Here is a 25,824-nt window from a genome sequence, read left to right on the forward strand (position 1 = left end):
ATGACTACAACACCGTATGCTTCACCGCGTACCGGTCGCGCATGCCTGCAGGACAGCAGGGCGTTTCCGGTCGACGATCCACGCGATGCCCGATTTACGGATGCTCAGCAACTGAAGGAGTGCGCGTAATGAACAGGCTCAGAACAGGGTTAATTGCTGTTATGAAGATCATGATGAGCGACGAGCCGGGAAAAGTCGCCACAGAGAAAGCCTTCTGGCGACTGCTGAGTGCGGCGATTTTTCTGCTTGTCGTGCATGTCGTTTACCTGCGATGCACCGGCCTCACACTGGAAACGCTGATGTCACTGTGCCCGGATGTGACGCGCGGCGAGCAGTTTACGCTTTCCATCCTCATTCACTACCCGGACTACATGGTGCTGTCGTTTCTGATCGGGGTTCTGGTGCTGCTCTGCCTCAGTGTCCTGGTGATGGCGGCCAGAGAATTCGCCGGCGTGCTTCACCGCCGTCTCACACGTCAGCCCGCTGTGCAGGAGAATATCCATGATTAAGCCTCTCCTGACGGCAGCAGCCGTCTTCCTGACCGGCATGGTCATCACACCCGCACAGGCTGACGTGAACGGCGATCTCAACGGCTTCTTTGGCAGCCTCGGCTACAGTGGCAACGTCACCCAGGCGCAGGCGTGGCAGGGGCAGGCCGCCGGGTACTTCACCGGCGGCTCGGTTTACCTGCGCAACCCGGTCAAGAACGTCCAGCTTATCTCGATGCAGGTGCCGTCCCTGAACGCCGGCTGCGGCGGTATCGATGCCTATCTCGGCTCCTTCTCCATGATCAGCGGTGAAGAAATTCAGCGCTTCGTGAAGCAAATCATGAGTAACGCCCAGGGCTACGCCTTCGACCTCGCGCTGCAGACGATGGTGCCGGAGCTGAAGCAGGCAAAGGACTTCCTGCAGAAGCTGGCCAACGACGTCAACACCATGAACATGAGTTCGTGTCAGGCCGCGCAGGGCATTATCGGCGGTCTGTGGCCGGTCACCCAGGTCTCCCAGCAGAAAATCTGCCAGGACATCGCTGGCGAAAGCAACATGTTCGCGGACTGGGCAGCCTCCCGTCAGGGATGCACCGTGGGCGGCAAGAGTGACAGTGTGACGAGCCGTGCCAGCGACAAGGACAAGGATCAGGTCCTGAAAAACAAAAACCTTATCTGGGATGCCCTCAGCCGCAACCGGCTTTTTGACAACAACCGCCAGCTGAAAGAGCTGGTCATGAGTGCTGTCGGCTCCATCATCTTTAATAAGGAAGGGCAGGTAACCATCCTGACGCCGCTGGTTGATAACCGCGACCTGGTCAAGGTGCTGATGCGGGGCGGGACTGCGAAGGTGTATGGCTGCGATGAAGAGTCGGTATGCCTGACGCCGGTGGTGGTGAGCATCAACGTTCAGGAGCAGAACGGGCTGGTCACGCTGGTGAAAAACCTGATGCTCTCGATGCAGTCGAAACTGGTCAATGACACCCCGCTGTCGGATCAGGAAAAGGGCTTTGTGAACACCACCTCTGTGCCCGTGCTGAAGTATCTCACCAACGCCCAGAGTATGGGCCAGAGTGCGACATATCTGTTGCAGGTCAGTGACTTCATTGCCCAGGACCTGATGATTCAGTACCTCCAGGAGCTGGTCAAGCAGGCCTCGCTATCGATGGCCGGGAAAAACTGGCCAGAAGAAGCGGCCTCAAAACTGCGCGACAACGTACTCCATGCTCAGGGACTGCTGGCTGACATGAAACTCCAGTCAGCAGCTGACCAGAATGCGCTGGACGGCATCGACCGCAACATGCAGTACCTGCAGCAGCAGGTCTCAACCATCGTTTCCGGCTCATACCAAAGCAACTACAAGTGGGGGAATCCCTGATGCTTGAAATCTATACCATCTACGGTGGCGGGATGTGGAAGTCTGCGTTTGACGCAGTCGTCGGCATCCTCGGCACCGGGACCTGGAGCACCCTGCTGCGTATCGCAGGTACTTTCTCGGTGCTCGGCGTGCTGGCAACGTTCACCAAAAGCCGTAACCCGATGGTGTTCGTGCAGTGGCTGGCGATATTCATGCTGATCACCTCTGTGCTGCTTGTGCCGAAGCGCTCGGTTCAGATTATTGATATCACCGATCCGGCGGCCGTGTGGGTGACCGATAACGTGCCGGTGGGGCTGGCCGGCATTGCCTCGGTGACAACCGGGATCGGGTACCGGGTTGCGCAGCTTTACGACTACATGATGGCGCGTCCGGACTCGGTGACCTACACCAAAACCGGCATGCTGTTCGGGTCCGGTATCGTGGCGGAAAGCAGCGACATCCAGACGCAGAACCCGGAGCTGGCGCAGATGCTGCCTGACTACGTGGAGAACTGCGTCATCGGCGATATCCTGTTGAACCACAAATACACCGTGAACCAGCTGCTGAACACCACTGACCCGCTGGGGCTTATCACCAGTAACCCCAGCCCGCTGCGGGGGATTTTCAAAACCACCTCCACGAACCGTGAGTTTCTGACCTGTCAGCAGGCTGCCTCACAGATCCAGACGCTCGCAGGCCAGGACAGTCAGCTGACCAGCCCGACCTTTTCCATGCTCACGCAGCGCATCTTCGGGAACCGGATGAACGGGGCGGTGATGCTGGCCAACGCGATGAACGAAAGTTACGGCTTCTTCTATGCCGGCGGGATGAGTGCGGCGCAGATCATGAAAAACAACGTGACTAACTCTGCCATCCGTCAGGGCATCCGCGGCTTTGCAGCCCGCTCATCGGACACCGCGAACCTGCTGAATCTGGCCACCGAAAGTGCGGCCACGAAGCAGCGCCTCAGCTGGGCGGCAGGGAGCACACTGGCCACGCGGCAGTTACCGTTCCTGCAGTCACTCATGATGCTGATCCTGGTCTGCCTGTTCCCGCTGGTCATCGCGCTGGCAGCGGCAAACCACAGTCTCTTCGGGCTGAACACCCTGAAGCTGTATATCGGCGGGTTTCTGTACTTCCAGATGTGGCCGGTGATGTTTGCCATCCTCAACTACGCCGCGACATTCTGGCTGCAGACAAAGACAGGGGGAACCCCCCTGGTGCTGTCCAACCGGGATGCGGTCGCGCTCCAGCACTCCGATGTCGCCAACCTTGCCGGGTACTGCGCGATGTCGATTCCGGTGCTGTCGTTTTTCCTGACCAAAGGGGCGGCGGCAATGGGTTCGCAGCTGGCAGGCAGCGTGATGAGCTCGATGGCGTTTGGCTCTGCCGGCGTGGCCTCCACTACCGCAGACGGCAACTGGTCGTTCAATAACATGTCGATGGACAACCTGAACCAGAACAAGATGGACACCAATATGGTGCAGCGTCTGGGACAGCAGACCTGGCAGGCAGATAACGGCTCAAGCCACACCCTGACCTCCAGTGGACAGAATGTGATCGACGGCTCCGGTGCCATGTCCAACCTGCCGGTGAATATGCGTCTCAGCCAGCTTGCAAGCTCCGGCTTCCAGGAGCAGGCGCGCATGTCGCAGGTGCAGGCACAGACGGCGCTCGACGGCTACAACCACAGCGTCACCAGTGGCTGGTCACAGCTGGAGCAGGTGACCAGACAGTCGGGCAGCACGGAAAATATCAGCAATGGCAGTGAAAACAGCCAGGCCGTGAATGCCTCTCGCGGGGCGAACATGATGTTGTCAGCCGCAGAAAGCTATGCAAAGGCTAACAATATATCGGCACAGGAAGCCTATAACGTGCTGATGTCGAAGTCGATGGAAGGTAGTGCTAATGCAGGTGCAAGCGTCAAAATCAACAGCGGTGATCAGGCTCTCGGAATGGTTGGTAAATGGACCACGGGTGTCAGTGTTGAAGGGCATGGAGGAGTTGAGTTTAAAGGTGCAACTGGCAGTTCACATGGAACCCAGACAAACAATTCCAATACGTCAGATATGCGCCACGATAAGAACGGGCAAATGGTTAATGACTTCAAACAGGGCCTGGATATGGTTGCCAGCAGCCGTGTTAACGAGTCTGCGAGCCATTCCGAAAGTGCCGGCACCAGTAACGTTCAGCAGCTTGCTGCCACGCTTAGTGATGCGCAAAGTCAGTACCATCAGTTCACGACCAGTTCGACAAACAGCAACGAGTTCAGCCGCATGGCCACACTTGCTCAGAACGAGAGTGCATCGCTTGATACCAACTATACGCAGGAATTCGTGGACTGGGCTTCCAACCGCTACGGTGACAAGGCGCAGTCCATGCTGACCAGCGCCCCGACTGCGCGGGAGGCCGCGATGGAGTTTGTTAATGAACGCCTCAAGCCTGAAATTATGGGCGACTACGGGCAGGGGCGCAGCGATCTACAGAGCGGCAATGAGCACGCCGCCTTCAGCGGTGAGCACATCGTCCGCACCGCCGGTGAACCGCAGCTGCTTAATGCCGCAATGTCTTCGCACGGTGGACAGTCTGAAGGCGGTACATACAGCCCTGCATCCTCCGGCAATCAGCACTTTGCCAGCGAAAGCGGTAATCATTCTGTCAGCGGTGGTAATCATGCGGCAGGCAGCGAAACGGGTGGGCAGACACTGCAGGGTGGCAGCCAGACCTATCGCAATGAAAGTGGCAGTGCTCCGTTAACAACCGGGCCGCAAGCTGCAGGTAATGAAATCAGCGGTTACGGGAATACTGAGCATCGCAGTGTGTCAGGTGTTACCACTCCGGGCAGCCAAGCACGCGCGAATGGTTCTGAAGAGCCGGTTACGAACAATTCTTCAGGCAGATTCAGTGAGTCAGGCAGTAATGAGATACAACGTGGGGGCGGCAATAATACACCTCATCATAATACTGAGCAGCAGACGGGGCACAGCCAGTTAACGTCTCAGAATACAGGGGGGTCAGGCCATCAGGTACGCGGTAGCAAGGTGCCTGGTGAGGATATGCAGACAGCGTTCCAGCAAAATCAGTCACGGCTTCAGGAGCAGGCAGGACAGGGCTTTGCACCACAGGAAGAGATGCAGCAGCGCGTGGCAGCACAAAGATCTGCCAACGAGCAAAATATCAACAAATCTTCCGGGGAAATAGGCAAAAAACAATCCACTGTTCAGGCATCCAGTGATATATTAAAAGGAGAAGAATACAACGCGCAGAGTAAATTTGCTGAAGGCTATGAGGGTGAAAAAGGCCGCCAGAAGTTTATTTCACAGCAGGCTGATTCAGAAGAAGTTAAGGCCAAGCTTGAAGAGATGCGTAAGCAGGCTGATAAAGGAGATTAGCGATGGTAATTACACAAAACGATGTAAAGAATGATATCAACATGCTTATGCAGAGTATGGAAGATAAAGATCGCCCCATTGTATCTCCTTTGCACGCGCTGAAATTAGCAATGTTGTGGCCTGGGATATGTTTGGTGGGATATGCAATAGCAGTAGTGATGATGTTGTTGAACTTTACCATTCCTAATGATAACTCTCTCTTTAATACAGTGGATCCACTATTCCATTACATTGGAGGGAACCTCGCTTTTTCAGCATTGACGCTAGTTTTTGGGCTAGGGATTGGTGTTGGTTGGTATGGTCCAGCCTTAATATATTTATCTATACCTAAAGAAGTTAGAGCTAAATCCATACTTATCAACAGCCTAAAAAAAACCGCTTCAAAAATGGGAGTGTTTTTCATTACTTGTAATTTAATTCTGGCAGTTTTGGCTATATTTTATCGCGATGCTCTTTACGTAGCTCCGTTTTTGTTAGTGGTTACCTTTCTCATCACTCAAGGTGTTGTGAGTGCCGAACTCACAAGGTATGGATTGCCTTCGGCTATTACGAAGTTAGGAAAGCTTGTTCGTAAAATCTAAATCAATAATTGATTAACAAAGAAGCCATCTTAACAGGATGGCTTTTTTCATTGCTCAAACATCACCTGCCTTTCTAAGATCTATCGTCTAAATCTCTAAAATATATCCTCAAGTGGTTTTGCTTGAGGCTTTCAAAATATATCGGATTAAAGGATTTATAATGAAACTGAATAAAATTGCAGTTTGCGGTCTCGCTTTGTCTGTTTTTGCTCTCAGCGGCTGCGGTGCCATGAGCACTGCAGTTAAAAAGCGTAATCTGGACGTCAGAACGCAAATGAGTGAAACCATCTGGCTTGAACCTGCCTCTGAAAGAACGGTGTTTATTCAGGTGCGAAATACGTCGGACAAAGATATGTCGGGGCTGCAGACAAAAATTGCCTCAGAACTCACCGCAAAAGGGTATCAGGTGTCAGCCTCTCCGGACGCGGCGTATTTCTGGGTACAGGCGAACGTGCTCAAGGCCGATAAAATGGATTTGCGCCAGTCGCAGGGCTTCCTCAGCTCCGGTTATGAAGGGGCAGTGACGGGCGCTGCCCTGGGTGCGGGCATTACGGGCTATAACACCGGCTCCGCTGGGGCAACACTCGGCGCAGGGCTGGCTGCAGGCCTTGTCGGTATGGCGGCTGATGCGCTGGTCGAGGACGTCAACTACACGATGGTGACCGATCTGCAAATCTCGGAGCGCAGCAAGGCTGTCGTCACCACAGACAATGTGGCGGCGCTGAAACAGGGCTCCTCCGGTGTGAAGCTCCAGACCAGCTCAGAGCAGGGCAACCGGGCGAAATACCAGACCCGTGTGGTCTCGAACGCCAACAAGGTTAACCTCAAGTTTGACGAGGCAAAACCGGTGCTCGAGGCGCAGCTGGCCAAATCCATCGCCGGCATTATGTAACACCACTCCCCCTCCGGGCATCCTGCCTGACTTCTCTGTTAACAACGCCTTTCCGGTTTCGCCTTCCTGTCGCGCGCAGCGTCGTCGGGTGCATTGCCGTATCCGGAAGGGCGCAACATGATGAGGTGCAATAGTGTCTGTATATATCCCGTATCGCAGGCCGGGTGGCTCAGAAGACCTGCTGGCGCTGATTGCGCTGGAAAGCGATCTGGTTCATGCCCTGGCCATTATCCGCCTGTCCGGAAGCGTTGAAGAGTATGAGCGGCTGGCGCTTGCGCCGTGGTGGGCCGGATACGTTATGACCCTGGAGGGTCTGGACGCCAGTTTGTGGGACTCTGAAGCCTGCGCGGATGTGGCGTTGTCTGCCAGACATCTGGCCACTGAAATAGATGAACAGGCGTGGCGGACCGGCATCAGGGACGCAACGTATGAACTTAAACAGCAGGAGGAAGACCGGCATTACCTTTCAGTCTCATCGCCGTAACCCCTTTCTGCATGTCTTTCAGCCCGGCGCGTATGTGCCTTTCTCACCCACAGTGGATATTTCGCTTCCTCACCGGACAAACGGCTGCGCCGGTGTCCGGATTGCGGCGAGCGCTGCGGGTTTTAACGTCAACCTCAAGGAGAATTCTCCCGTGAACAAATCAGCCCTGAATAACGTTATTTCTGCCTGCTTTTTCCTCCTCATGCTTTCCGCATGGACTACGTGGCTCATGCTCCACTATGGCGCAGATGTGCTGCAGTGGATAATGGCAAACTCCACACTGTTCTCCCGCACCCTGGCACTCAGCACATGGCAACCCGAGTGGGGATGGACGAACCAGCTGAATCTGGTCTGCTGGCTGCTTATTTTCACGACCGGTGGTCTGCTGGCGTCATTGCTCACCAGTCTCGCGCTCCGCACGGTGAGTGATGTGCTGACGCTTCTCGCCAGACCACTTGTGACCTGGTCCCGCAGGGTATAGCCCTGAAACGCCGGAGGATGTCCCGTCATGATTTCAGAAAACCGACAACCTGACCTGTCCGGGTTACAGAGCCTGATCCATCTTGAGAGCGAGCTGCTGATGGCAGCTTCCTGGCTGAACGTATTCGGTTCGCCTGCGGATGAGAAGGACAAAACCCACATTGCATACTGGGTCGGCTACGCGTTCACCCTTTATGGTCTGGCATCCCGGGCGGGGCATTCACCCGGTTATGCAGAGGTGGCAGCCGCAGTCTGTTCTGCGGCGGCGAGCATTAACGAACAGGACTGGGAGGACGGATGCCATCAGGCAGAGTTTGAGCTGAGCCAGCTGGCATAGCGCGGTCCTCCCCCGCAGTACCAGGTTAATCACACCTGTTTCAACCTTTCTTCCCTGATAACGCACATCACCACACCGGTGATGCGATAACGGCCGGACAAAATCTATGAGCTTTAAAGGAAAAAACCTCACACAGGGCGGGCAGATGACCGCCTACCGCTGGCGCATGTTTCTGCAGGTGAACAACTGGATCGGCTACTGGGTATTCCTGTTGTTTGGTGCCATCACGGCATGCCTGTTCTTCTGGCTGACGCCCCAGGAAATGCTGGATAACGGCAGCTGGTACTGGTTTGCACGGGTCAATGAAAGTTTCATCGACCTGATGCCGGCCGGTCAGGGGAAGTTTTATGAGATCCATTATTTCTACGCGCCGACCAGTACCACCATGACGCTCAAAATGACCCTGCAGCAGATGCTGAAAGACCCCTACATGCAGTTCATGGGTGACAGGCTGGCGGGGCATCTGCAGACCGCCGCAGCGATCGCCGGTGCTGTCAGCATGGCGGTCTTTGTAGGCGTCGCCTGGTACATCGCGCGGATTGGTAAACAGGAGAGCGAGGACGAATACATCTCCGGTATGAAACTCACCGAAGAGGTATCTGAGGTTAATGCCCTGCTGCGTAAAAATGGCGAGCTGTCAGATCTGCGGATAGGCGACCTGCACCTGGTTAAAAACGCCGAAGTGATGAATTTCCTTATTCACGGCACCGTCTCGGTCGGCAAGTCCACAGCAATCCGCTGGCTGCTGGATATCATCCGCCGGCGCGGCGATCGCGCCATCATTTATGACTCCGGATGCACCTTCGTTGAGACCCATTACAATCCGGACAAGGATTTCATCCTCAACCCGCACGATTCACGCTGTCCTGACTGGCGGCTCTGGGAAGAGTGTCTGGATGTTATCGATTTCGAAAACTTTGCAACGAGCCTTATCCCCGTTGAAGGTGATTCTGATCCGTTCTGGGTCTCCAGTTCCCGGACGATTGCCTCAGACCTTGCCATCCGCATGTCAGCAGACCCTGAGCGCAGTATCGAAAAATACCTTAAGACCCTTTTGTCTCTGAGCATGAAAAGCCTCCGAGAGTATCTGGCTAATACGACCGCGGCGAACCTGGTCGAAGAGAAAATTGAAAAAACAGCCATCTCTATCCGCTCGGTTGTCACTAACTATGCCAAAGCCCTTCGTTTTCTTCAGGGGCTCGATGATGGTACCCGTCCGTCATTCACCATACGTAACTGGATGACCAGCGACCAGTACAGTGACAGCTGGCTGTTTATCTCCACACAGGCCCGTCACCGCAAAAGCGTGCGCCCGCTGATTTCGATGTGGATGTCGATGGCCACGCTCTATCTACAGAGCATGGGCGAGAACCCCGACCGTCGGGTGTGGTTCATCATAGATGAAAAGCCAAGCCTTCAGCGCATCCCGCAGTTTGAGGAGACCCTGGCGGAGGCGCGTAAGTTTGGTGGCTGTTTTGTCATCGGTATTCAGAACATGCCGCAGTTGATCAATACCTATGGCCGGGAAGTGGCGAAAGCCATTTTTGACCTGCTCAACACGCGCATGTACGGCCGCTCACCGAGTGCTGAGGTGGCGAAAATGGTCGAGGAGGAGCTGGGTAACCAACGACGCCGCGAGGCGCGCGAGCAGAACTCCTATGGCCTCGATCAGGTGCGTGACGGGATATCCATAGGCAAGGACAAGGTCAGCCAGCCCATCGTTGATTATGAAGAGGTTATGCAGCTGCGTAACCTGAAGTTTTATGTGCGGTTGCCGGGCGAATATCCGGTGGTGAAACTGGCGCTGAAGTACCGTAAAACCAAAAAAAGAAATATCGGCTTGATTGAGCGCAATATCCGCGATGCCCTCAGCCCCGAGCTGGAAAAGGTCATCAGGGAGAACGAGCGCGATACGGCACTGGCCGGCCTGGTGTTCCCGACCGGGGAAGAGCACCTGGAAAAAGCGGCAGCGCAGGCACAGGCACAGCCATCAGGTCAGCCTGCAAATCCGGCCCCTGCTGTCACGCCATCACAGCGGGTCCAGCCAGCCCGCAAGGACGCCGTGCAGCCTCCGGCCCCGGAATCGATTAAACCTGCTCCATCACAGGTTACACGTCCTGAACCATCCCTGCCCCGACGTCCGGGTGTTGCTCATCTTCGTTCGGTTCCGCCAGAGATACACCCGGAGAACCCGACGACAGAGGCTGTTAATGATGCCCCCACGGCAATAAAGCCGTCTCCATTGCCAAAAACACCTTTGCACGAAACGCCTGCTTCTGCCTCCCCGCTAGAACTGCTGAACCGTATGCGTCGTAAGCCACTTGATGCTGATGCTGCAGAAAGTAGTGAGAGTGAAGGCGGCGGTGAGGCACAGGAGCTCCGGATGCAGGTCACGCAGCTGGAAAACGGCGGGCTGGAGCTGAAGACCGCCGGCCAGCCCGGAACCGCGTCCGGACACCACAACGAAGACGGGAATACCCGCCAGCGGATGGAGCGCGAGGAGGAAAACATCCTCGTTAACCGCCACCCCGAAGACCCCGGCTTTGATGAAGCCGATTTTGAACGTGATTATGACGGAGAACACGAACGATGATGTCACCCGCCCCCATCGTGTCTGCCGGAGAGGCTGCAGGCTATTACAGTAACGCTGATAACTATTATTTCCTCGGGCAGCTGGAGAGTGAATGGCTGGGTGAGGGGGCCAGTGCGCTGGGGCTCGAAGGAAAAGTGCGCGATGATGAGCTGACCGCCGTGCTTGAGGGCCGGCTGCCTGACGGCTCCCGGCTCGGTAAGGAGGTCAACGGTATCCACTCCCATCGGCCAGGCCATGACCTGACGTTCTCGGCACCGAAAAGTGTCTCCATCCTCGCCCTGGTGGGCGGGGACAAAGCCATGCTTGAAGCGCATCAGCACGCCGTCCGGGTGGCGGCAGGCTATGTTGAGAAACTGGTCTCCGCGCGCGAAACCGTCGACGGCAAAACCTCCATCATCCCCACCGGTAAAATGGTGGCCGCGCTCTACACGCACGACACGTCCCGTAACCTCGATCCGCAGCTGCACACGCACATGCTGGTTGCCAACATGACGGAGCTGAACGGCAAATGGAAGGCGCTGGCCACGGACTACATCCACAATGCCGGCTTTATCGAGACGGTGATGAAAATGCAGGTCACGCTGGGGAAACTCTACCGCACCGCCCTGCGTGAACGCGTGGAAGCCCTGGGGCATGAGATCGAGGAAGTCGGGCCGCACGGGATGTGGGAAATCAGGGGCGTCCCGGCAGAGGTGCGTGAGGACTTTTCCTCGCGCGGCCGGGAAGTGCGCGGTGCCGTGGGTGCCGAGGCCACGCTGAAAAGCCTGGATATCGCCGCCAAGAACACCCGTAAAGCCAAAGTCGATCCTTCCCGTCTCCGTCTGATGGCACGCTGGCTGAATCAGATGAACGAAAAAGGCTGGGATATGCTGGCCTACCAGGAGAGCGTGATACCGCGTGACGAAGTGGACGCCGGGGCGGTGGCCATCCCTGCGGTGCACCGGCAACCTGTACGGGACACCACGCAACCGGACGCAACGAAAGCGCCGTCGCCGGCAGAACCGCCTGCCCGTGATGAGCAGGTGACACGCAGTAATGAGCAGCGCGGGCAGCGCGACGCGGAAGAACCGGCACGGTCTGCAGAAGGGCGTGACCCGGCTGAGCCTGTGCCCACACGCAGTGCTCCGGCGCGGGACAGCGCACCGGCGCGCGCAGAGCGGGGCGGGAACATAAAAACGGCGGATTCGCAGCAGCCCGACGTCCGTCAGGAGGTGACGGATGCCGTGCGCATGGCGGTCTCGCAGCTGAGCGACAGCAAAACCCGGTTTACCTGGGGTGAACTGCTGCTGAGCACCACCGAGTTCAGCGACAAAATACCCGATGTGAAAGAAATCAAACTGGCGCTGGATGAGGCGCTGAAGGAGGGGCTGATTGTGCCGCTTGATGCGGAGAAAGGGGTATTCACTTCCCGCCATCACCTCCTCGATGAGCTCTCCATTCAGGCGCTGGGAAAGGAGCACCTCAGCGAAACGCACGTCGTCAGCTTCACCCGTCCGGCACAGTACGCGCCGCCCGCCCTTGAGCCTGTTGAGAAGGATGCCCTGGTACTGATGAATGCCCCGAAGGGCGTGGCAGGCATCCGTGACCTGACGGAGCAGCTTGCCGGTATCTCTGCCGCGCATGGCCGCGAAGTGACGGTGCTGGCCAGCTCGGCTGAACGTGCCATTTCACTGGCAAAATCAGACGTGCTGCGGGAACACATCACCGGGCGGCAGCAGCTGCTGAAGGGGGAACTGAGCCTGCGGCCACAGAGCACGCTCATTATTGAGGGGGCAGAGCGTCTGGGGCTGAAGGAAACGCTGATCCTGCTGGGTGAGGCACGGGAAAAAGACGCCCAGCTGGTCTTCCTCGACAGCGCGGGTCGTCAGGCGAACGGGAACGCCATGTCAGTGCTGGAATCTGCCGGCGTGAGGCGCAGCCGCCGCACGGAGCCGTCGCCGGGTCTTGAAGCAGAAGTTATCAGTATTGCTGACAAGCGCGATCGATACAGCGCGCTGGCCACCCGCTTTGCGGAGCTGAACCCCGGCACGGAGCCGGTGACGGCGGTGGTGATTGGGCAGCGCGAGCAGAAGCAGCTGACCGGCCTTATCCGCGATGCCCTGCAGAACGCGGGGCAGCTTGAGCGTGACGGTGTCACCATTGAGGCGCGCACCCCGGTGTGGCTGGACAGCAAAACCCGCCGGATGGCCGGGTCTTACCGTGCCGGTCAGGTCCTGGAAGACCGGACGGAGCGTGAAGCCCGGCACTTCATTATCGACAGGGTGCATGAGGAGACACGGATGCTGTCGCTTGTCGACAGCGACGGGGTACTGGTCAGACAGAAAATCAGCGACCTGACTGCCGACTGGCGACTCTTCAACAGCGAGCAGCTGCACGTTGCCGGCGGCGACAAACTTATTGCGCTGGCCGCCGACCGCAGTGCAGGCCTGAAGGCAAAAGACAGGCTGACCGTGACCGGCATCAGCCCGGCGGGCATCGGTGTCATGCGGGACGGAAAGGCCGTCACGCTGCCGGCAGACAGGCCGCTGTATGTGACCCACGGCTACGTGGCCGGGCCGGGCAACCGTGACAACGACACCGGCGTGGTGCTGGCCGCTCTTAATTCGCGGGATATCTCAGCCCAGACCATGAACTCCCTGGCGCAGTCCGGGAGCCGCGCCGAGATATTTACGGCCGAGACGCAGGACCGGGCGGAGGCACGGCTGCAGCGAATGCGTGTCGACAATTCGCCGGTGCAGCTTGTGACGACACTCAGCGGTGAGGCCGACATCAGCAGCGCCGTCCGGACACTTCAGGCCGGTGTGCTGAGTGACGCCGCGCTTGCGGTCCGGCGTGCCGTTGCCGATCAGCAGTCAGTCACCCTCAACGAGCTGAAGCTGGCTGAGGCCGCGACGGCGTTTCATCCGGGTCTGACGGAAGTGACGCGTGAAATCAGTGCGATGATCAAAAACGGCGACCTGATCCGCGTCCCGAACAAAACAGAGCCCCTGCTGGTAGCCCGCGCGACCTGGGAGATGGAGAAAACCATCATCAGCGCCATTGTCGCGGGCAAGGGCACCCAGGCGCCCCTGATGGAGCAGGTGGATAATGCCCTGCTCGACGGCCTGACGCAGGGGCAGAAGGCGGCGGCGCAGCTGGTCCTCAATAGCCGGGATCAGTTTACCGGCATACAGGGGTATGCCGGGGTGGGTAAAACCACCCAGGTGCGCGCGGTGAAAAGCGCACTCGACACCCTGCCGGCATCCGCTCGTCCCGCACTGCATGGTCTTGCACCCACGCACCAGGCGGTGAAGGAGCTGCGGGCGGTGGGGATCGAGGCGCAGACGGTCAAATCCTTCCTCGTCGAGTATGACCAGATGAAGGCCGCCGGCGAAAAGCCCGACTTCAGCAACCGCGTTTTCCTTATTGATGAATCCTCGATGCTGGGCAACCAGGACACTGCCGCCGCGTATCTGGCCATTCAGGCCGGCGGCGGCCGTGGCGTGTCGATGGGGGACATCGATCAGTTTGAATCCCCGGAATCAGGGGCACCGTTCAGGCTGGTTCAGGAGCGCAGCCCGATGGATGTGGCCATCATGAAACAGATTGTCCGCCAGAAGGAGGTCAACCTGCGAGACGCGGTGCATGACGTCATTGATAACCGCATCGATGCCGCGCTTGAGCGGCTGAAGCATCAGCCTGCTGATCTCGTTGCCCGTGAGGCACCGGACTGGCAACCCCCCGCTGAGGGACTGGCGGAGTCAGACAACCCGGTCAGTGACCTGGTGGCTGACTGGCTCAGCCGCACGCCGAAGGCCCGGGCAGAAACGCTGATTATTGCCCAGCTGAACGACGATCGCGCAGCCATTAACCGGGAGATTTTTGACGCACTGGACGTGCGGGAGGAGCTGGGCCAGAAAAAAATCAGCGTGCCGGTGCTGGAAAAAATTAAGCATACCCGGCACGAGTTCAACAAACTGGCGGCCTGGAAGTCGGGGATGGTGCTGAAGCGCGGCGACACCTATCAGGATGTGGTGGCCGTCGATTATAACGGCTCGCTTGTTACCGTCCGGAACGAGAATGACCGGATCGCGATGGTTTCACCCCGCGAGCTGCTCACCGGCGACGTGGAGCTGTTTAAACGCAGCGAGAAAATACTCGCAGCGGGTGCCGTGGTGCGCTTCACCGTCACCGACCGTAACCGGGGGCAGGCTGCCAACCAGAAATTTACCGTTGAGAAGGTGACCGACAGCGGGGACATCGTGCTGCAGGGCTCAGACGGCAGGAAAACCATCAATCCCGTACAGGTCAGGGCCGAACAGCATCTGGATTATGCCTGGGCCATCACCGGCTATGGCGCACAGGGTGCCAGTGAGGGGTCGGTACTGGCGCTGGAAGGGACAGAGGGAAGCCGCCAGGCGATGGCCCACAAACGTGCCTTTTACATTTCGTTATCACGTGCAAAACAGCATGTGCAGGTCTACACGGACGGGACGGAAAAGTGGGTCAAGAGCATCAAGCGAACCGAGTACGATCTGAAGACGGCGCACGATGCCCTCAGCCCGCAGACAGAGCGCAAACAGGCGAAGGTCATCTGGGCGATGGGGCAGCCTGTCGGAAAAACCGCGATAGGGCGCGCGTGGTCGCGGCATGAGGCGATGGGAGAGCATAACCTCACCGCAAGAGTGATCCCGGCCACCCGGCGTTTCCCGGACCCGTCCCTGGCGCTGCCCCTGTATGACAACAACGGTCGCAGCGCCGGGCTGGCGCTCGTCTCACTGGTAGCCAGTGGCACCGGTCGCCTGATGCGGGGTGACGTGCGTATGGTGGCCACGCAGGGCGCGACAGGGGCCGTCATGCAGCGCAGCCGCAGCGGGAACACCCATGTGGTACGCACGGCTGACGAGGCGTTTAAGGCGGTCAGGGAGCATCCGGAAGACGGCGTGGTGTGGCAGACCGGTGATGAGAAACCTTCCCCGTGGATGCTGAAAGTCAGCCAGGGCGCAGCCCTGTCGGAAGAGGCTGCCCGTGCTCAGACGATCAGGCTTGCTGAGTCAGAGGCCGTGACGGTGCCGGCAATCGCCCCCGTGCGTGACGATGAATCTGTGCCTGCCCGTGCCATTGAGCAGGCCATACAGGAGTTGCGGGGACGCGATGAGTATGCGATTGCAGAGGCACAGCGTCAGCAGGAGATGCAGGCGTATGAGGAGTACCAGAGCCGGATTGTGCTGCCTGAAGAAGAGCGTGTTGCAGATATCCGTCTCAGCATGAAAGACGACACCACACCTGATCGCCAGCGCGTACCTGACGGGAAGGACATCGCGCGCATTGCCGGCGAGGAGCGGGAACATCAGGCGGATAAAGCGCGGACCGGCCCGCTGCCGGCACTGTCGCAGGATAAGGCAACCGGCGAGCGTGCCGTTGCCGGGCAGGTTGCCCGGGATCTTGCTGAGCAGCAGCGTGACATGCCGCTGCCGCGCGATATGCCTGAGCGCGGACGCGAGATAGAGCATCAGGAACATGCCCCCCCACGCACCATTCAGAAAGAACGTTAATCAGGAGAGCACACGTGAGCGTAAAAAAGGCAACACTGTCATTAGTTACAACAGTCATATTATCTGTTTTTACCCCACTCCATGCGGCACCTGCGCCGGCATTCACGCCAGAGCAGGAAGCCCGCATCGGGGAAATAGCCGCTGACTATCTGCTGGCACACCCGGAAGTCCTGGTGCAGGTCAGCCAGAAGCTGCAGCAACAACAGCATGCGCGTGAGCAGCTGGCCATGAGCCTGAAAGTCATGGATAACCAGGCGGCCCTGCTCAGGGATGCTGACACGCCGGTGACCGGTCCGGCCGGTGCGAAGGTCGCCGTGATTGAGTTCTTCGACTATCAGTGTGTGTTCTGCAGCAGACTGGCGCCGGGGATGGAGCAGGTGATGAAAACCCGCCCTGACGTGCGTTACATCTTTAAGGAATGGCCGATATTTGCAGCGAAGTGGGAGACGTCGTCCCTGGCGGCGCAGTACGGTATCGGGGTCTGGAAAGCGAAAGGCGCAGCAGGCTACCTGACCTACCACAACGGGATTTATCACACCGGGCACATCGAGGGTGACCTGACGAGAGAGGATATCAGGGCTGCTGCTCACGCCGCCGGCGTGGATACGCTGAACGTCGTGGACCATGCCCCTGTTCTGGAAAAAAACGATGCGCTCGCCCAGGCGCTGGGGCTCACGGGTACACCAGGCCTGATTGTGATGCCGGTGGAGAACGCCACGCCTGAAACCATCACTGTCTTTGCCGGGCTGGCGTCACCAGAGCAGATTCTGGCGGCGATCGCTAAAGCACAGCACTGACGCGCCCGGTAAGGGCATGATAATGCGCTGTTTTTTATCGAGATAGCGGTCATTCCTTGAGCGCACTTATGCACTATAAGCAGGAAGGCATCGCGTCGGGAGGAACATACTTTAGCGACAATTACAGCGCAGATACGACAGGCTATGTGTTTTTAACAAAATCAAAAAGCGCTGATACAGCAGCGTTTTCATGTAGATTATATATCAGGTGTAAAGGTCAAAATCAGAAGCTTTCCCGGTCTATGTTACTGGCTTTAACGGCAGCCGATGCTGTTTTTGGAAGCTGTAGTGTTCTGCCGATCGGCGCGCCTGCTGCTTTTCCAGCATACCCTGTATTTTCGCTAAGCATAAACGTAGAGACCAGGCTCGACAGGGTTTCAGCCTGTTCCTGCGGGGATTTAGATGCCGAAGAGGCTTCTTCAGCCAGTGAGGCATTTTGCTGGTTAACTTCATCCATTTGCCCGATGGTCAGGTGAACCTGCTCGATACCCTTACTCTGTTCATTGGTTTTCGTTAACCCGATCTGCGATCTGGCCGACAGCGTCGCTCACTGGTCCGCTTTTAGCACAAAGCGGACCAGTAATTAGTATTTCATACTTACGAAGGGGGAGCACAAATCAAACCTCGTATTTACATGGTAAAATAGTTTGAAGTCAGCAAATTAACTAACAGCAGGAGTGCTGTGTAGAAAAGGGTTTTAAAACCGCACCATTGTTGCCATAAAATTTATTGTCCACTCAGCGATGTCACGCCGGACAGTTTATCAAGGCCTTCATGATTGATTTTATTACTCGCGCCATCGACCGCAGTCGAAATACTCAGTAGACTCTGCAGCTCACTTAATAGAGTGGTGGCGTCTGATTTAAGCATTTCATCGGACTCAGCAGAGTTAATCACGGTATTGATGGCCTTGTTAGCACTTTCAATCATCTCCGTTACACCGCCCTGCCGGCTCACCGCCATAACAAGTGCGCTGATCAGCAGCGACTGTGCCTCGACGCGCGCCGTCAGTTGTTTCATATCTGCATCAATATGAGAAATTTTGGCCAGCATACTCAGTACTACGTTTTTCATAGCTTCAGCTCCAGTTGAAGGGCTAATTCTAACTGCTCACTCAAGCCCTTGCTACCTCCATATTCTGAAAAATCTTACGCATCAGTCTTCTATTGATCGCTGTCATCGGTACTCAGGAGATCTGATTCTGCACCGGAACCCTGCTTGATGAAAATGTATATAAAATTTAGTGGATTCCTACAGCAATAATGCACAACTCATTATGAATATGAAGGTGCTCTCATCAGCAAAGTGTTTAGCTCATAGACCGTAAGATTAAAACCTTTTTTTACAACGTTCATCTCCTGAAATTTTTGCAGCATTCTTTCATAAAATTTCTTGGTATGAGAATGAGTATTGTTCAGTGGTTTTTTTTGCTCCGGGAACTGCTGTATTTCTAAAAATGCATTGGCGATACTGAAATAGTTTGACTCATTGTTACGATCAAAGCCAGGGAGTTGTATGGTGCCATCTTCGACTCTCAGCCTATGAGCGGCAATTAATTCTGTTTGTTCAGCAACTGAAAGTTTACTGAATGCAACCGATAATCCGCGATACATACTGAATACGCCTGCTACAAAATCCCTCTCTATCTGTGTGGGAGATCTTGAGGCTAGAGAAGGATACTTATACTCCAGTACCCACTCATTTCCCGAGGATACAGCATAATTTACTATCCTGGGATCAAAAGGAGTATCAATTCCGAGCTTAATTGCAATTTCACATAATAAGATAGTGTTGATCTTATCCTGAACGCTCATATCCATACCCTCATAAACCAGCGATATTAAGTTTAGTGGAATATCTCTTAAGGGTTCAGCGCCCCGGGTAGAGAACAAGCTAATTGCTACAGCATGCCATAAAACAGTCTGCGTAAAAAAAGAAAAACAACATGCTGAAATAAATAGACATATACCACTGTTTGTTTTTTAAGCGAAAAAACCCTTATAACTAAGGGCGGCAAAGATGAACGACTAACATTTTGATGATATAATGCTGAGTGAATTAAAGTACAGGCAATGTCAGGTTCATGCATATCTATGTAACTATTGCACTGATATTTTAAAATGCAAATTTAGGTGATTAAAAAGTGAGCATCAATGCGATGATATGAGATGAATTTTAGCCTTATAACGTATCGGTTTCCTTCATCATGGTGAGAATGGTAGTGTTTCTTCCAACTTAGAAAGATGATCAAGACCAAATGCATTAATTCGGATTGAACCCATTTTTATATCCCATGGTCTTGAAGGAAGATCATGTTTATAGTCGAATATCCCTTCAATAAAACCATGATCATGCAGATAGACAAGATAGGCTGTCAGCTCGTTAGCGCCACCCAGTTCTTTGATGAGCGGTTTAAAGCTCTCTACTGGTAATGGGTAAAAGCTCTGAAGAAAGCTCAGTGTAGCTTCAACTCTTTCTCTCTCAATTTTCATTCCCACCTCGGCATTAGGTAGAGGATCAAACCTAGTATTGTAATCCATCAAGTATGAGGTTGTTAACCTCATGCTTCGTTTCAACCAGTCAAATAATGCATTATAACATTACGATTAAATATATTTTGGGGTATATATGCTGATCATCTATTGATGATGGCTCTAACGCACCTTTCTGGAGCACGATCATTAACCGGATAAGCATAACAAGTACTATACACAATCTCGCTCTTTTGCTCAGCCAGTCGATGCAGAATCGGATGCTGCACTTACCTACTGATGCGTGGATGCTCTGAACGCCGTGAACCATGCCTCTGTTCTCGAATAAATGGTGCGCTGGCGCTGACGGGTACGTCATGACTGATTGTGATGCCGCTAAATAATGCCTCGCCCGGAACCATCACCGTCTTTGCCGGTCTGGCGTCATGGGAGTAGTATCGAGCGCTGACTCACCCGTTCCGGCAAAAGCAGGATAACACTCTGTCTGTTCCGGGGTATCTAATTCCGGGTGCACCGTTATGCCTGAGCTGGCACCCAGCAACGGAACTTTTGTGGTAAACGGGATAGTTAAATTTCTGTTTTGCTTAACTGCGAATGCAGCGGTACTTAATGTTTTTTCTCTGTTGCCGATAACACTCAGTTATCTCCTACGTGTAACAGAGAACTTAAATGAAAATATCAACGCGCCTTGCTTCGGGGTTTGGCATCCTCATTCTGCTTTTTATCCTCTGTACAGGTATTGCCCTTAACGCGCTGTGGAAGGCGCGCGACGGGATGAATGATACCGTGAACAGCAAAATGGCGCGGTTTGCACTCGTGCTGGATATGCGCAGTACTGCAAAAGATATGGCAATTGCCGTCCGTAATCTGGCGCTGCTGAATGATCCGAAAGAAATGCAGCCCGAGTGGCAGAGACTGATGCTGCAGAAGGGGAATTATATACAAAAACGCCAGGAGCTGGTCAGAAGCATGTCGCACAGTGTATCCGCTCATGGAAAAGCAGCGCTGACAAAAGTCCTTGCGTCGGAAGATGCGGCCATGCAGACCCTGATGGCCGCCGGCAAAATGGGACTTGAGAACCGCCAGCAGGAAGCTACTGTCTACCTGATGGACACGGCCAGCCCTGCCCAGCTCAAGCTTCTGGATGCGCTGAATGCGCTTACGGCTGTTGAGATGCAGTTAAGCCGGGACACAGTGGCTGAAAATAGCACCTCAACAGAGAAAACGGCAGGCATTTTGCTTATTCTGGCAGCACTTTCAATTGTGATATCTGTGATCACAGGCTGGCTGCTGATCCGTACTCTGATGCGTCAGCTGGGTGGTGAGCCCGTTCAGGCACAGATACTTGCCGCAGCTATTGCATCGGGGGATCTGACAACGTCGGTCCCATTGCGAGGTAATGACGCGACCAGCCTTCTGGCATCACTTAACGGTATGCAGACGAATCTGCGTGGTCTGGTGTCTGAGATTAAGACTACTGCCGTCTCCGTGGCTCTTGCTGCGGATGAGATTTCTCAGGGAAATACGGAACTTTCTTCCCGTACTGAGCAGCAGGCTGCGGCCCTGCAGGAAACCGCATCCAGCATGGAACAGCTCACGGCAACAGTCAAAAGTAATACTGCAGGTGCCCAGCAGACTGCAGGATCAGCTCGTGAAGCAGCAAACCTTGCACGTACCAGTGAGGCTGATATACAGAGAATGTCTGAGACCATGAACGGTATTTCCCTGAGTGCCTCGAAGGTACAGGACATCACCTCTGTTATCGAAAGCATCGCTTTCCAGACCAATATTCTGGCTCTGAATGCCGCGGTTGAGGCAGCGCGGGCTGGCGAGGAAGGCCGGGGTTTTGCTGTGGTCGCAGGCGAGGTAAGAACACTGGCGCAGCGCAGCGCCAACGCCGCACGGGACATAAAGGAACTTATTGAGCAGGCTGTTGAGCAAGTTGAAAGCGGAGTGGAGGTAGCAGCCGGTACCGGCCAGCGTATCCTGAATATTGTGAACAGGGTAGGGCGGCTGGCGGAAGACATGGATAATATTGCCCTGGCTTCTTCTGAGCAGATGCAGGGTATTTCTCAGGTCAGCATTGCCGTTAACCAGATGGATGGTGTCACCCAGAATAATGCTGCTCTGGTTGAAGAATCCTCCTCTGCGTCCCTGTCATTATCTGAGCAGGCACATGGTCTGCGCGCTATGGTGGAAACCTTCCGTATCTGATGCCGGTATGCTGAAAAATGTTGCCGCCAGATGCTTCCGGCGGCATTGTGTTGTTTTACACCATTACCGGCTTAAACGGGAATACAGTAAATCAGTTCTGGTCCACACTCACACATTCCGGTAAGGAAAGCCATTGACTGGAAATCATCAGCATCACTATGGAAGTGGATGTTAAAAGGTAAATCTCCTTCTTCATTACTGTACCCGAACTGAGAAAACATACCCGGACAAAACAGCTTAACCGACAGAGGAATAACAGGGAATGAATTGTATGATAGTTGTACAGTCACTGGCTGAAATATATCTTTGCTACTTATTGCGCGTTATGGTGTTCTCGGCTACATTGCTGGAGCTTTATATTCGTTCAAAGCATTCTGAAAAAGTTAAAGCTGCATGCTGCAGTCGGCCCGCTGTCAAGGATTACGGCACCCTTTTAGCGAGTTTATAATGGCTAACTCTAATGCCCCCTCCCCCTCCGTATCAACAGATAACCAGACTGATTCCACTGATGAACAACGCGTCATTGATGAAATAACACTATTATTAAAAGCTGAAAAAGATGTCATAACCAACAAAGACATTATTCTTGCCCTTATTGGGCGTATGGGAGCGGAAAACGATGTCGTGCAGAACGACATTTTACGGAATGCACTTGAAATGATTATTCGTGTCACGCCGGACGATCTTTAACCCTTTCTGGCAGAACAGGAAAAGCCTTCCTCGTCCGGAGGCTTTTTGGATCCTGATCAGTGCAGGGTAGTGACTGTATCAGAGCTTCTGCAGTTACTGCACTTCCAGGCCACTTTTTTGTCTTTCAGGGCTGATTCTTCCCGTAAACTGGCAGACATGGCGGCTCTTACATCAGCGATTGCCTGAATACGGGCATTCAGTTGCCCGGTGTTGGAAGCCCTCATCTGAAAATCTGCCAGTATGTTAAGAACAGAAGAAAGGGTGATGTCCTCATTCCTGTCCATTAAAAGCATTACAGCCTGCCTGATCAGTTCTCCTGAAATCTTTTCGGTCTCGCCTAGCCTCATCATGAACGCCTCCTGTACGTAGTAATGAAGCCAACTGACTTCACGAGTGAATTCAACTTAAGACAACAATCCGGAAAATTATGGCTCAGTCTGGTTGTTGTGACAAAAATTTATACCTGAACAGACCGTATCTGGGTATGACTCTCATGATTAAACACAAACAATAAGCAACGGAAACTATCACAAAAATAGATAATGCATTTCTGAAGTATTGCCGATAACCGGAGAAGTCATCACTTCATGCGGTATACATGATGCTCACGCATTTACTCAGAAAAATTCTTTCACGCAACAGGCTGCCTTCCGTTGCTTCAGTGAACCCGTTGGTGCGGGCAATGCCTGAAACAGAATTCAGTCCCGGCGGGGTCATTCAGAAGAATACTGATGGGGACATACTCTCTGTTTTTTACCGGATTAAACATATGCTGAGCCTTAATTTGACGGGCCGGTTAAAACGCGTGCTTTCTCAGCCTTACGCCGCCCGTGAACCGCATTTCCGGAGCCATTTAATGCTTGTCGCTCTCAGAGATAATGAAGAGAAGCGGAAGAAGGCCATGGACGCATTCAGAACGTCCGATGAAAACAGGGATAAGGTGCTGGGAGATTTTGTCCGTTTTACCAGTGACTCACTTGGGATCTCCGGAAGCTTTATCTCTGTGGTTGATGAGAGCCATCAGCTTATCCGGGCTTCGCACAATTTCGATCTTTGCCGGACCACCTGCGAGGATGCATTCTGTCGTTATGTGGTGGACAGCGGAAAAGTCATGGTGGTGCACGATACGCTGCGGGATCCGCGTTTCGCGACACACCCCCTGGTAATGGCGTCGCCGGGCATCCGTTTTTATGCCGGTGCGCCGCTGGTTAACCGGGAGGGCATCGTTCTCGGCACGGTGTGTGTGGCAGACACAGTGCCCCATCCGTTTTCCCGTAATAAAATCAACCGGCTGAAAATGATCGCCCGCCTGGTTATGGCGTTTCTGGAAGTCTGGCACTCGGCGGGCTTCACGGATGCCGCGACAGGCTTGCCAAACCGTCAGGCGCTGATACGCCACATGGGGACACTGCAGGGTAACGCGCGAAGCCTGATGCGGCTGACTTTAATTGACTGCATTGATATGCCAAGGGCTTATGAACTGGCTCGCGCCCTGGGCATGACTCCTGTTGAGGCACTGCTTCGTGATACTGGCGTACTGCTCCGTGACAGGCTGTCGTTATTACCTGCTGAAATAATCTATACGGTGGCAGTGGGCCGCTACGCGATTCTGGCGCCGGCCGTTGATCGGTTTACTGCACAGTTTGTCGCAAACACTCTGCGTGATCTCAGCGTCCACCCCAAAAATGGGGTGGCCATGAACCTGACCATCCACACCGGTGAGGTCTGTTTTGCGCCGGCATCACTGCCACCCCAGGAGATCCTGAGGCGTGCAGTCAGCGCGCTGCATGATGCCATCAGCAAGAATGTAAGTGCCCAGACGTTTGATGAGCAAAGCGATGCCCGGCGTAACGGTTATTTTTCCCTGATGAATGATCTGGACGATGCATTACGGAGCAACACGGGCGGGTTGTATCTGGTGTATCAGCCCAAAATATCACTGACCTCCGGTCAGACGGTCAGTCTGGAGGCACTTATCCGCTGGCGCCATCCTGAAAGAGGCGAGCTTTCTCCGGCAGAATTCCTGCCTGTCGCACATTTCACCAGCCTGATGCACCGCCTGACCGACTGGGTGGTGGACGAAGCCGTGCGCCAGCTGACAGTCTGGTCTGTCAGGCTACCGCTACTGCCGGTATCGGTTAACGTCAGCGTCAGCGACCTTTCCCGAAAAGACTTTGCCGCCGCCCTGACAGAAAAAATGCACGATGCCGGCCTGCCTGCACACCTGCTGGGACTGGAATGCCTGGAAAATGAAATCGTTACCGAGAATCCGGTGGCCCTTGCCAATATGGTCGTGTTGCGGGAGGCAGGATTCAGGATCCTGCTGGATGACTTTGGTGCCGGCTACAGCAATATTGGCTACCTGCGCACCATGCCTGCCGATATTATCAAACTGGATAAATCGCTGGTCGCCGGACTGATAAAGGACCCGGGCAGCTGCATCATTGCCAGCAGCGTTATTCGGATGCTGAAAGAGCTGGATTATGTGGTGGTTGCCGAAGGCGTTGAAGATGAGGAGACCTTTGAGCTGCTCAGGGAATACGGATGTGATGAGGCTCAGGGCTACTATTTTTCCCGGCCACTGACTCCGTCTGCGCTCAAAACCTGGCTCAAAACCTCACCTCCATGAAGAAAATCTTTATATTTACGCCTGGCGGGAAGGGCCGGAAAAAATAATTTCGGCAGATTATGTACTGTCACATCCGGAGGTACTGGTGCGGCCAGTGACAGACCCGGGAGACGGAAAGGCCGTGACTGAGGATTTTGATTACCCGGCAGGCTGGCGCCGGGCATGGAGCAGGTGATGAAAACCCGCCCTGACGTGCGTTACATCTTCAAGGAATGGCCGATATTTGCAGCGAAGTGGGAGACGTCGTCCCTGGCAGCGCAGTACGGTATCGGGGTCTGGAAAGCGAAAGGCGCAGCAGGCTACCTGACCTACCACAACGGGACTTACCACACCGGGCATACCGAGGGTGACCTGACGAGAGAGGATATTAAGGCGGCGGCTCACGCCGCCGGCGTGGGTACGCTGAATGCCGTCGACCATGCCCCTGTTCTGGAAAAAAACGATGCGCTGGCGCAGGCGCTGGGGCTCACGGGTACGCCAGGCCTGATTGTGATGCCGGTGGAGAACGCCTCGCCCGGAACCATCACTGTCTTTGCCGGGCTGGCGTCACCGGAGCAGATTGTGGCGGCAATCGATAAAGCACAGCGCTGACGCGCCCTGTCCCCGCCGGGCCTCCCCAGCCCGGAAAAAGCAGGATGACCCCGTGCCTTTACCGGGTTACCGGTTATCTCAGATGTACTGTTATGTATCTGTCGTCCGCACAGGCTCTGTTCCCATCAGGTAGAGTCTGGTTATCTGGCCTGTTGTTGTCTATCAGGTATGACGTCCGCTATTCGCTCATTACTGCCCTTCACACCTCGTTCACTACACTACCCATAAATTCGGATATTCCATTTTCCTTGCTAGCGTGCCGGTACTCTTAAA

20 protein-coding genes and 1 pseudogene are annotated in these 25,824 nt (G+C 54.9%); 16 read left to right on the forward strand and 5 right to left on the reverse strand.

The window, feature by feature from the left end:
- The 12 genes from IAE48_RS24215 (at position 1) to IAE48_RS10805 (ending at position 16,935) form a co-directional block, all read left to right on the forward strand.
- Positions 1-129 carry a hypothetical protein gene (locus IAE48_RS24215; protein ID WP_255564461.1) on the forward strand — a complete coding sequence of 43 codons (129 nt, stop codon included), beginning with the start codon at positions 1-3 and terminating at the stop codon, positions 127-129.
- Positions 129-509: a hypothetical protein gene (locus IAE48_RS10755; RefSeq protein ID WP_200134330.1), complete on the forward strand. Its 381-nt coding sequence runs from the start codon at positions 129-131 to the stop codon at positions 507-509. Before IAE48_RS24215 ends, IAE48_RS10755 begins: the two co-directional genes overlap by 1 nt.
- A complete protein-coding gene (traH, locus tag IAE48_RS10760; RefSeq protein ID WP_200134331.1) occupies positions 502-1,866 on the forward strand; it encodes a conjugal transfer pilus assembly protein TraH in 1,365 nt (454 codons plus the stop codon). The genes IAE48_RS10755 and traH overlap by 8 nt, the downstream gene beginning before the upstream one ends.
- Positions 1,866-5,237 carry a conjugal transfer mating-pair stabilization protein TraG gene (traG, locus tag IAE48_RS10765; RefSeq protein WP_200134332.1) on the forward strand — a complete coding sequence of 1,124 codons (3,372 nt, stop codon included), beginning with the start codon at positions 1,866-1,868 and terminating at the stop codon, positions 5,235-5,237. Before traH ends, traG begins: the two co-directional genes overlap by 1 nt.
- A gap of 2 nt (positions 5,238-5,239) precedes the next feature.
- A complete protein-coding gene (locus tag IAE48_RS10770) occupies positions 5,240-5,818 on the forward strand; it encodes a hypothetical protein (protein ID WP_200134333.1) in 579 nt (192 codons plus the stop codon).
- A gap of 160 nt (positions 5,819-5,978) precedes the next feature.
- Entirely contained in the window at positions 5,979-6,710 is a 732-nt protein-coding gene (traT, locus tag IAE48_RS10775; RefSeq protein WP_200134334.1) for a complement resistance protein TraT, read from the forward strand.
- A 133-nt stretch (positions 6,711-6,843) separates the two neighbouring features.
- Positions 6,844-7,194, forward strand: coding sequence for a hypothetical protein (locus tag IAE48_RS10780; RefSeq protein ID WP_200134335.1), 351 nt, complete (start codon positions 6,844-6,846; stop codon positions 7,192-7,194).
- Positions 7,139-7,675: a hypothetical protein gene (locus IAE48_RS24095; protein WP_233631546.1), complete on the forward strand. Its 537-nt coding sequence runs from the start codon at positions 7,139-7,141 to the stop codon at positions 7,673-7,675. The genes IAE48_RS10780 and IAE48_RS24095 overlap by 56 nt, the downstream gene beginning before the upstream one ends.
- Before the next feature lie 27 nt (positions 7,676-7,702).
- Positions 7,703-8,011, forward strand: a complete 309-nt coding sequence (locus tag IAE48_RS10790; RefSeq protein WP_200134336.1) for a hypothetical protein — start codon at positions 7,703-7,705, stop codon at positions 8,009-8,011.
- Positions 8,012-8,117: 106 nt separating this feature from the next.
- Positions 8,118-10,604 carry a type IV conjugative transfer system coupling protein TraD gene (traD, locus tag IAE48_RS10795; protein WP_200134337.1) on the forward strand — a complete coding sequence of 829 codons (2,487 nt, stop codon included), beginning with the start codon at positions 8,118-8,120 and terminating at the stop codon, positions 10,602-10,604.
- Positions 10,601-16,138: a MobF family relaxase gene (mobF, locus tag IAE48_RS10800; RefSeq protein WP_200134338.1), complete on the forward strand. Its 5,538-nt coding sequence runs from the start codon at positions 10,601-10,603 to the stop codon at positions 16,136-16,138. The genes traD and mobF overlap by 4 nt, the downstream gene beginning before the upstream one ends.
- 14 nt (positions 16,139-16,152) lie before the next feature.
- Entirely contained in the window at positions 16,153-16,935 is a 783-nt protein-coding gene (locus tag IAE48_RS10805) for a thioredoxin domain-containing protein (protein WP_200134339.1), read from the forward strand.
- Between the two features lie 223 nt (positions 16,936-17,158).
- Here IAE48_RS10805 and IAE48_RS24100 read toward each other — a convergent pair.
- From IAE48_RS24100 to IAE48_RS10825, 4 genes and pseudogenes are all read right to left on the reverse strand, one after another.
- Positions 17,159-17,471: pseudogene (locus tag IAE48_RS24100) on the reverse strand (methyl-accepting chemotaxis protein); the annotation flags it as partial.
- Positions 17,472-17,661: 190 nt separating this feature from the next.
- Positions 17,662-18,009, reverse strand: a complete 348-nt coding sequence (iraP, locus tag IAE48_RS10815) for an anti-adapter protein IraP (RefSeq protein ID WP_200134340.1) — start codon at positions 18,007-18,009, stop codon at positions 17,662-17,664.
- A gap of 200 nt (positions 18,010-18,209) precedes the next feature.
- Complete coding sequence (locus IAE48_RS10820) at positions 18,210-18,749, reverse strand: YfbU family protein (protein ID WP_200134341.1); 540 nt, start codon at positions 18,747-18,749, stop codon at positions 18,210-18,212.
- A 390-nt stretch (positions 18,750-19,139) separates the two neighbouring features.
- The gene (locus IAE48_RS10825; RefSeq protein WP_200134342.1) at positions 19,140-19,427 is read right to left on the reverse strand and encodes a hypothetical protein; all 288 of its coding nucleotides are present in this window, start codon (positions 19,425-19,427) and stop codon (positions 19,140-19,142) included.
- 669 nt (positions 19,428-20,096) lie between these two features.
- On the opposite strand from IAE48_RS10825, the gene IAE48_RS10830 reads away from it, so the two are divergent.
- Complete coding sequence (locus IAE48_RS10830) at positions 20,097-21,641, forward strand: methyl-accepting chemotaxis protein (RefSeq protein WP_200134343.1); 1,545 nt, start codon at positions 20,097-20,099, stop codon at positions 21,639-21,641.
- A 447-nt stretch (positions 21,642-22,088) separates the two neighbouring features.
- Positions 22,089-22,331: a biofilm development regulator YmgB/AriR family protein gene (locus IAE48_RS10835; RefSeq protein WP_200134344.1), complete on the forward strand. Its 243-nt coding sequence runs from the start codon at positions 22,089-22,091 to the stop codon at positions 22,329-22,331.
- Between the two features lie 56 nt (positions 22,332-22,387).
- On the opposite strand, the gene IAE48_RS10840 is transcribed toward IAE48_RS10835, so the two are convergent.
- Positions 22,388-22,681 carry a hypothetical protein gene (locus tag IAE48_RS10840; protein WP_200134345.1) on the reverse strand — a complete coding sequence of 98 codons (294 nt, stop codon included), beginning with the start codon at positions 22,679-22,681 and terminating at the stop codon, positions 22,388-22,390.
- Positions 22,682-23,187: 506 nt separating this feature from the next.
- On the opposite strand from IAE48_RS10840, the gene IAE48_RS10845 reads away from it, so the two are divergent.
- Both IAE48_RS10845 and IAE48_RS10850 read left to right on the forward strand, forming a co-directional pair.
- Positions 23,188-24,960, forward strand: coding sequence for a sensor domain-containing phosphodiesterase (locus tag IAE48_RS10845; protein WP_200134458.1), 1,773 nt, complete (start codon positions 23,188-23,190; stop codon positions 24,958-24,960).
- Between the two features lie 174 nt (positions 24,961-25,134).
- A complete protein-coding gene (locus tag IAE48_RS10850; protein WP_200134346.1) occupies positions 25,135-25,551 on the forward strand; it encodes a hypothetical protein in 417 nt (138 codons plus the stop codon).
- The last annotated feature ends 273 nt before the right edge of the window (positions 25,552-25,824 follow it).

The sequence above is a fragment of the Kosakonia sp. S57 genome (assembly GCF_016516575.1).
Classification (GTDB): domain Bacteria; phylum Pseudomonadota; class Gammaproteobacteria; order Enterobacterales; family Enterobacteriaceae; genus Kosakonia; species Kosakonia cowanii.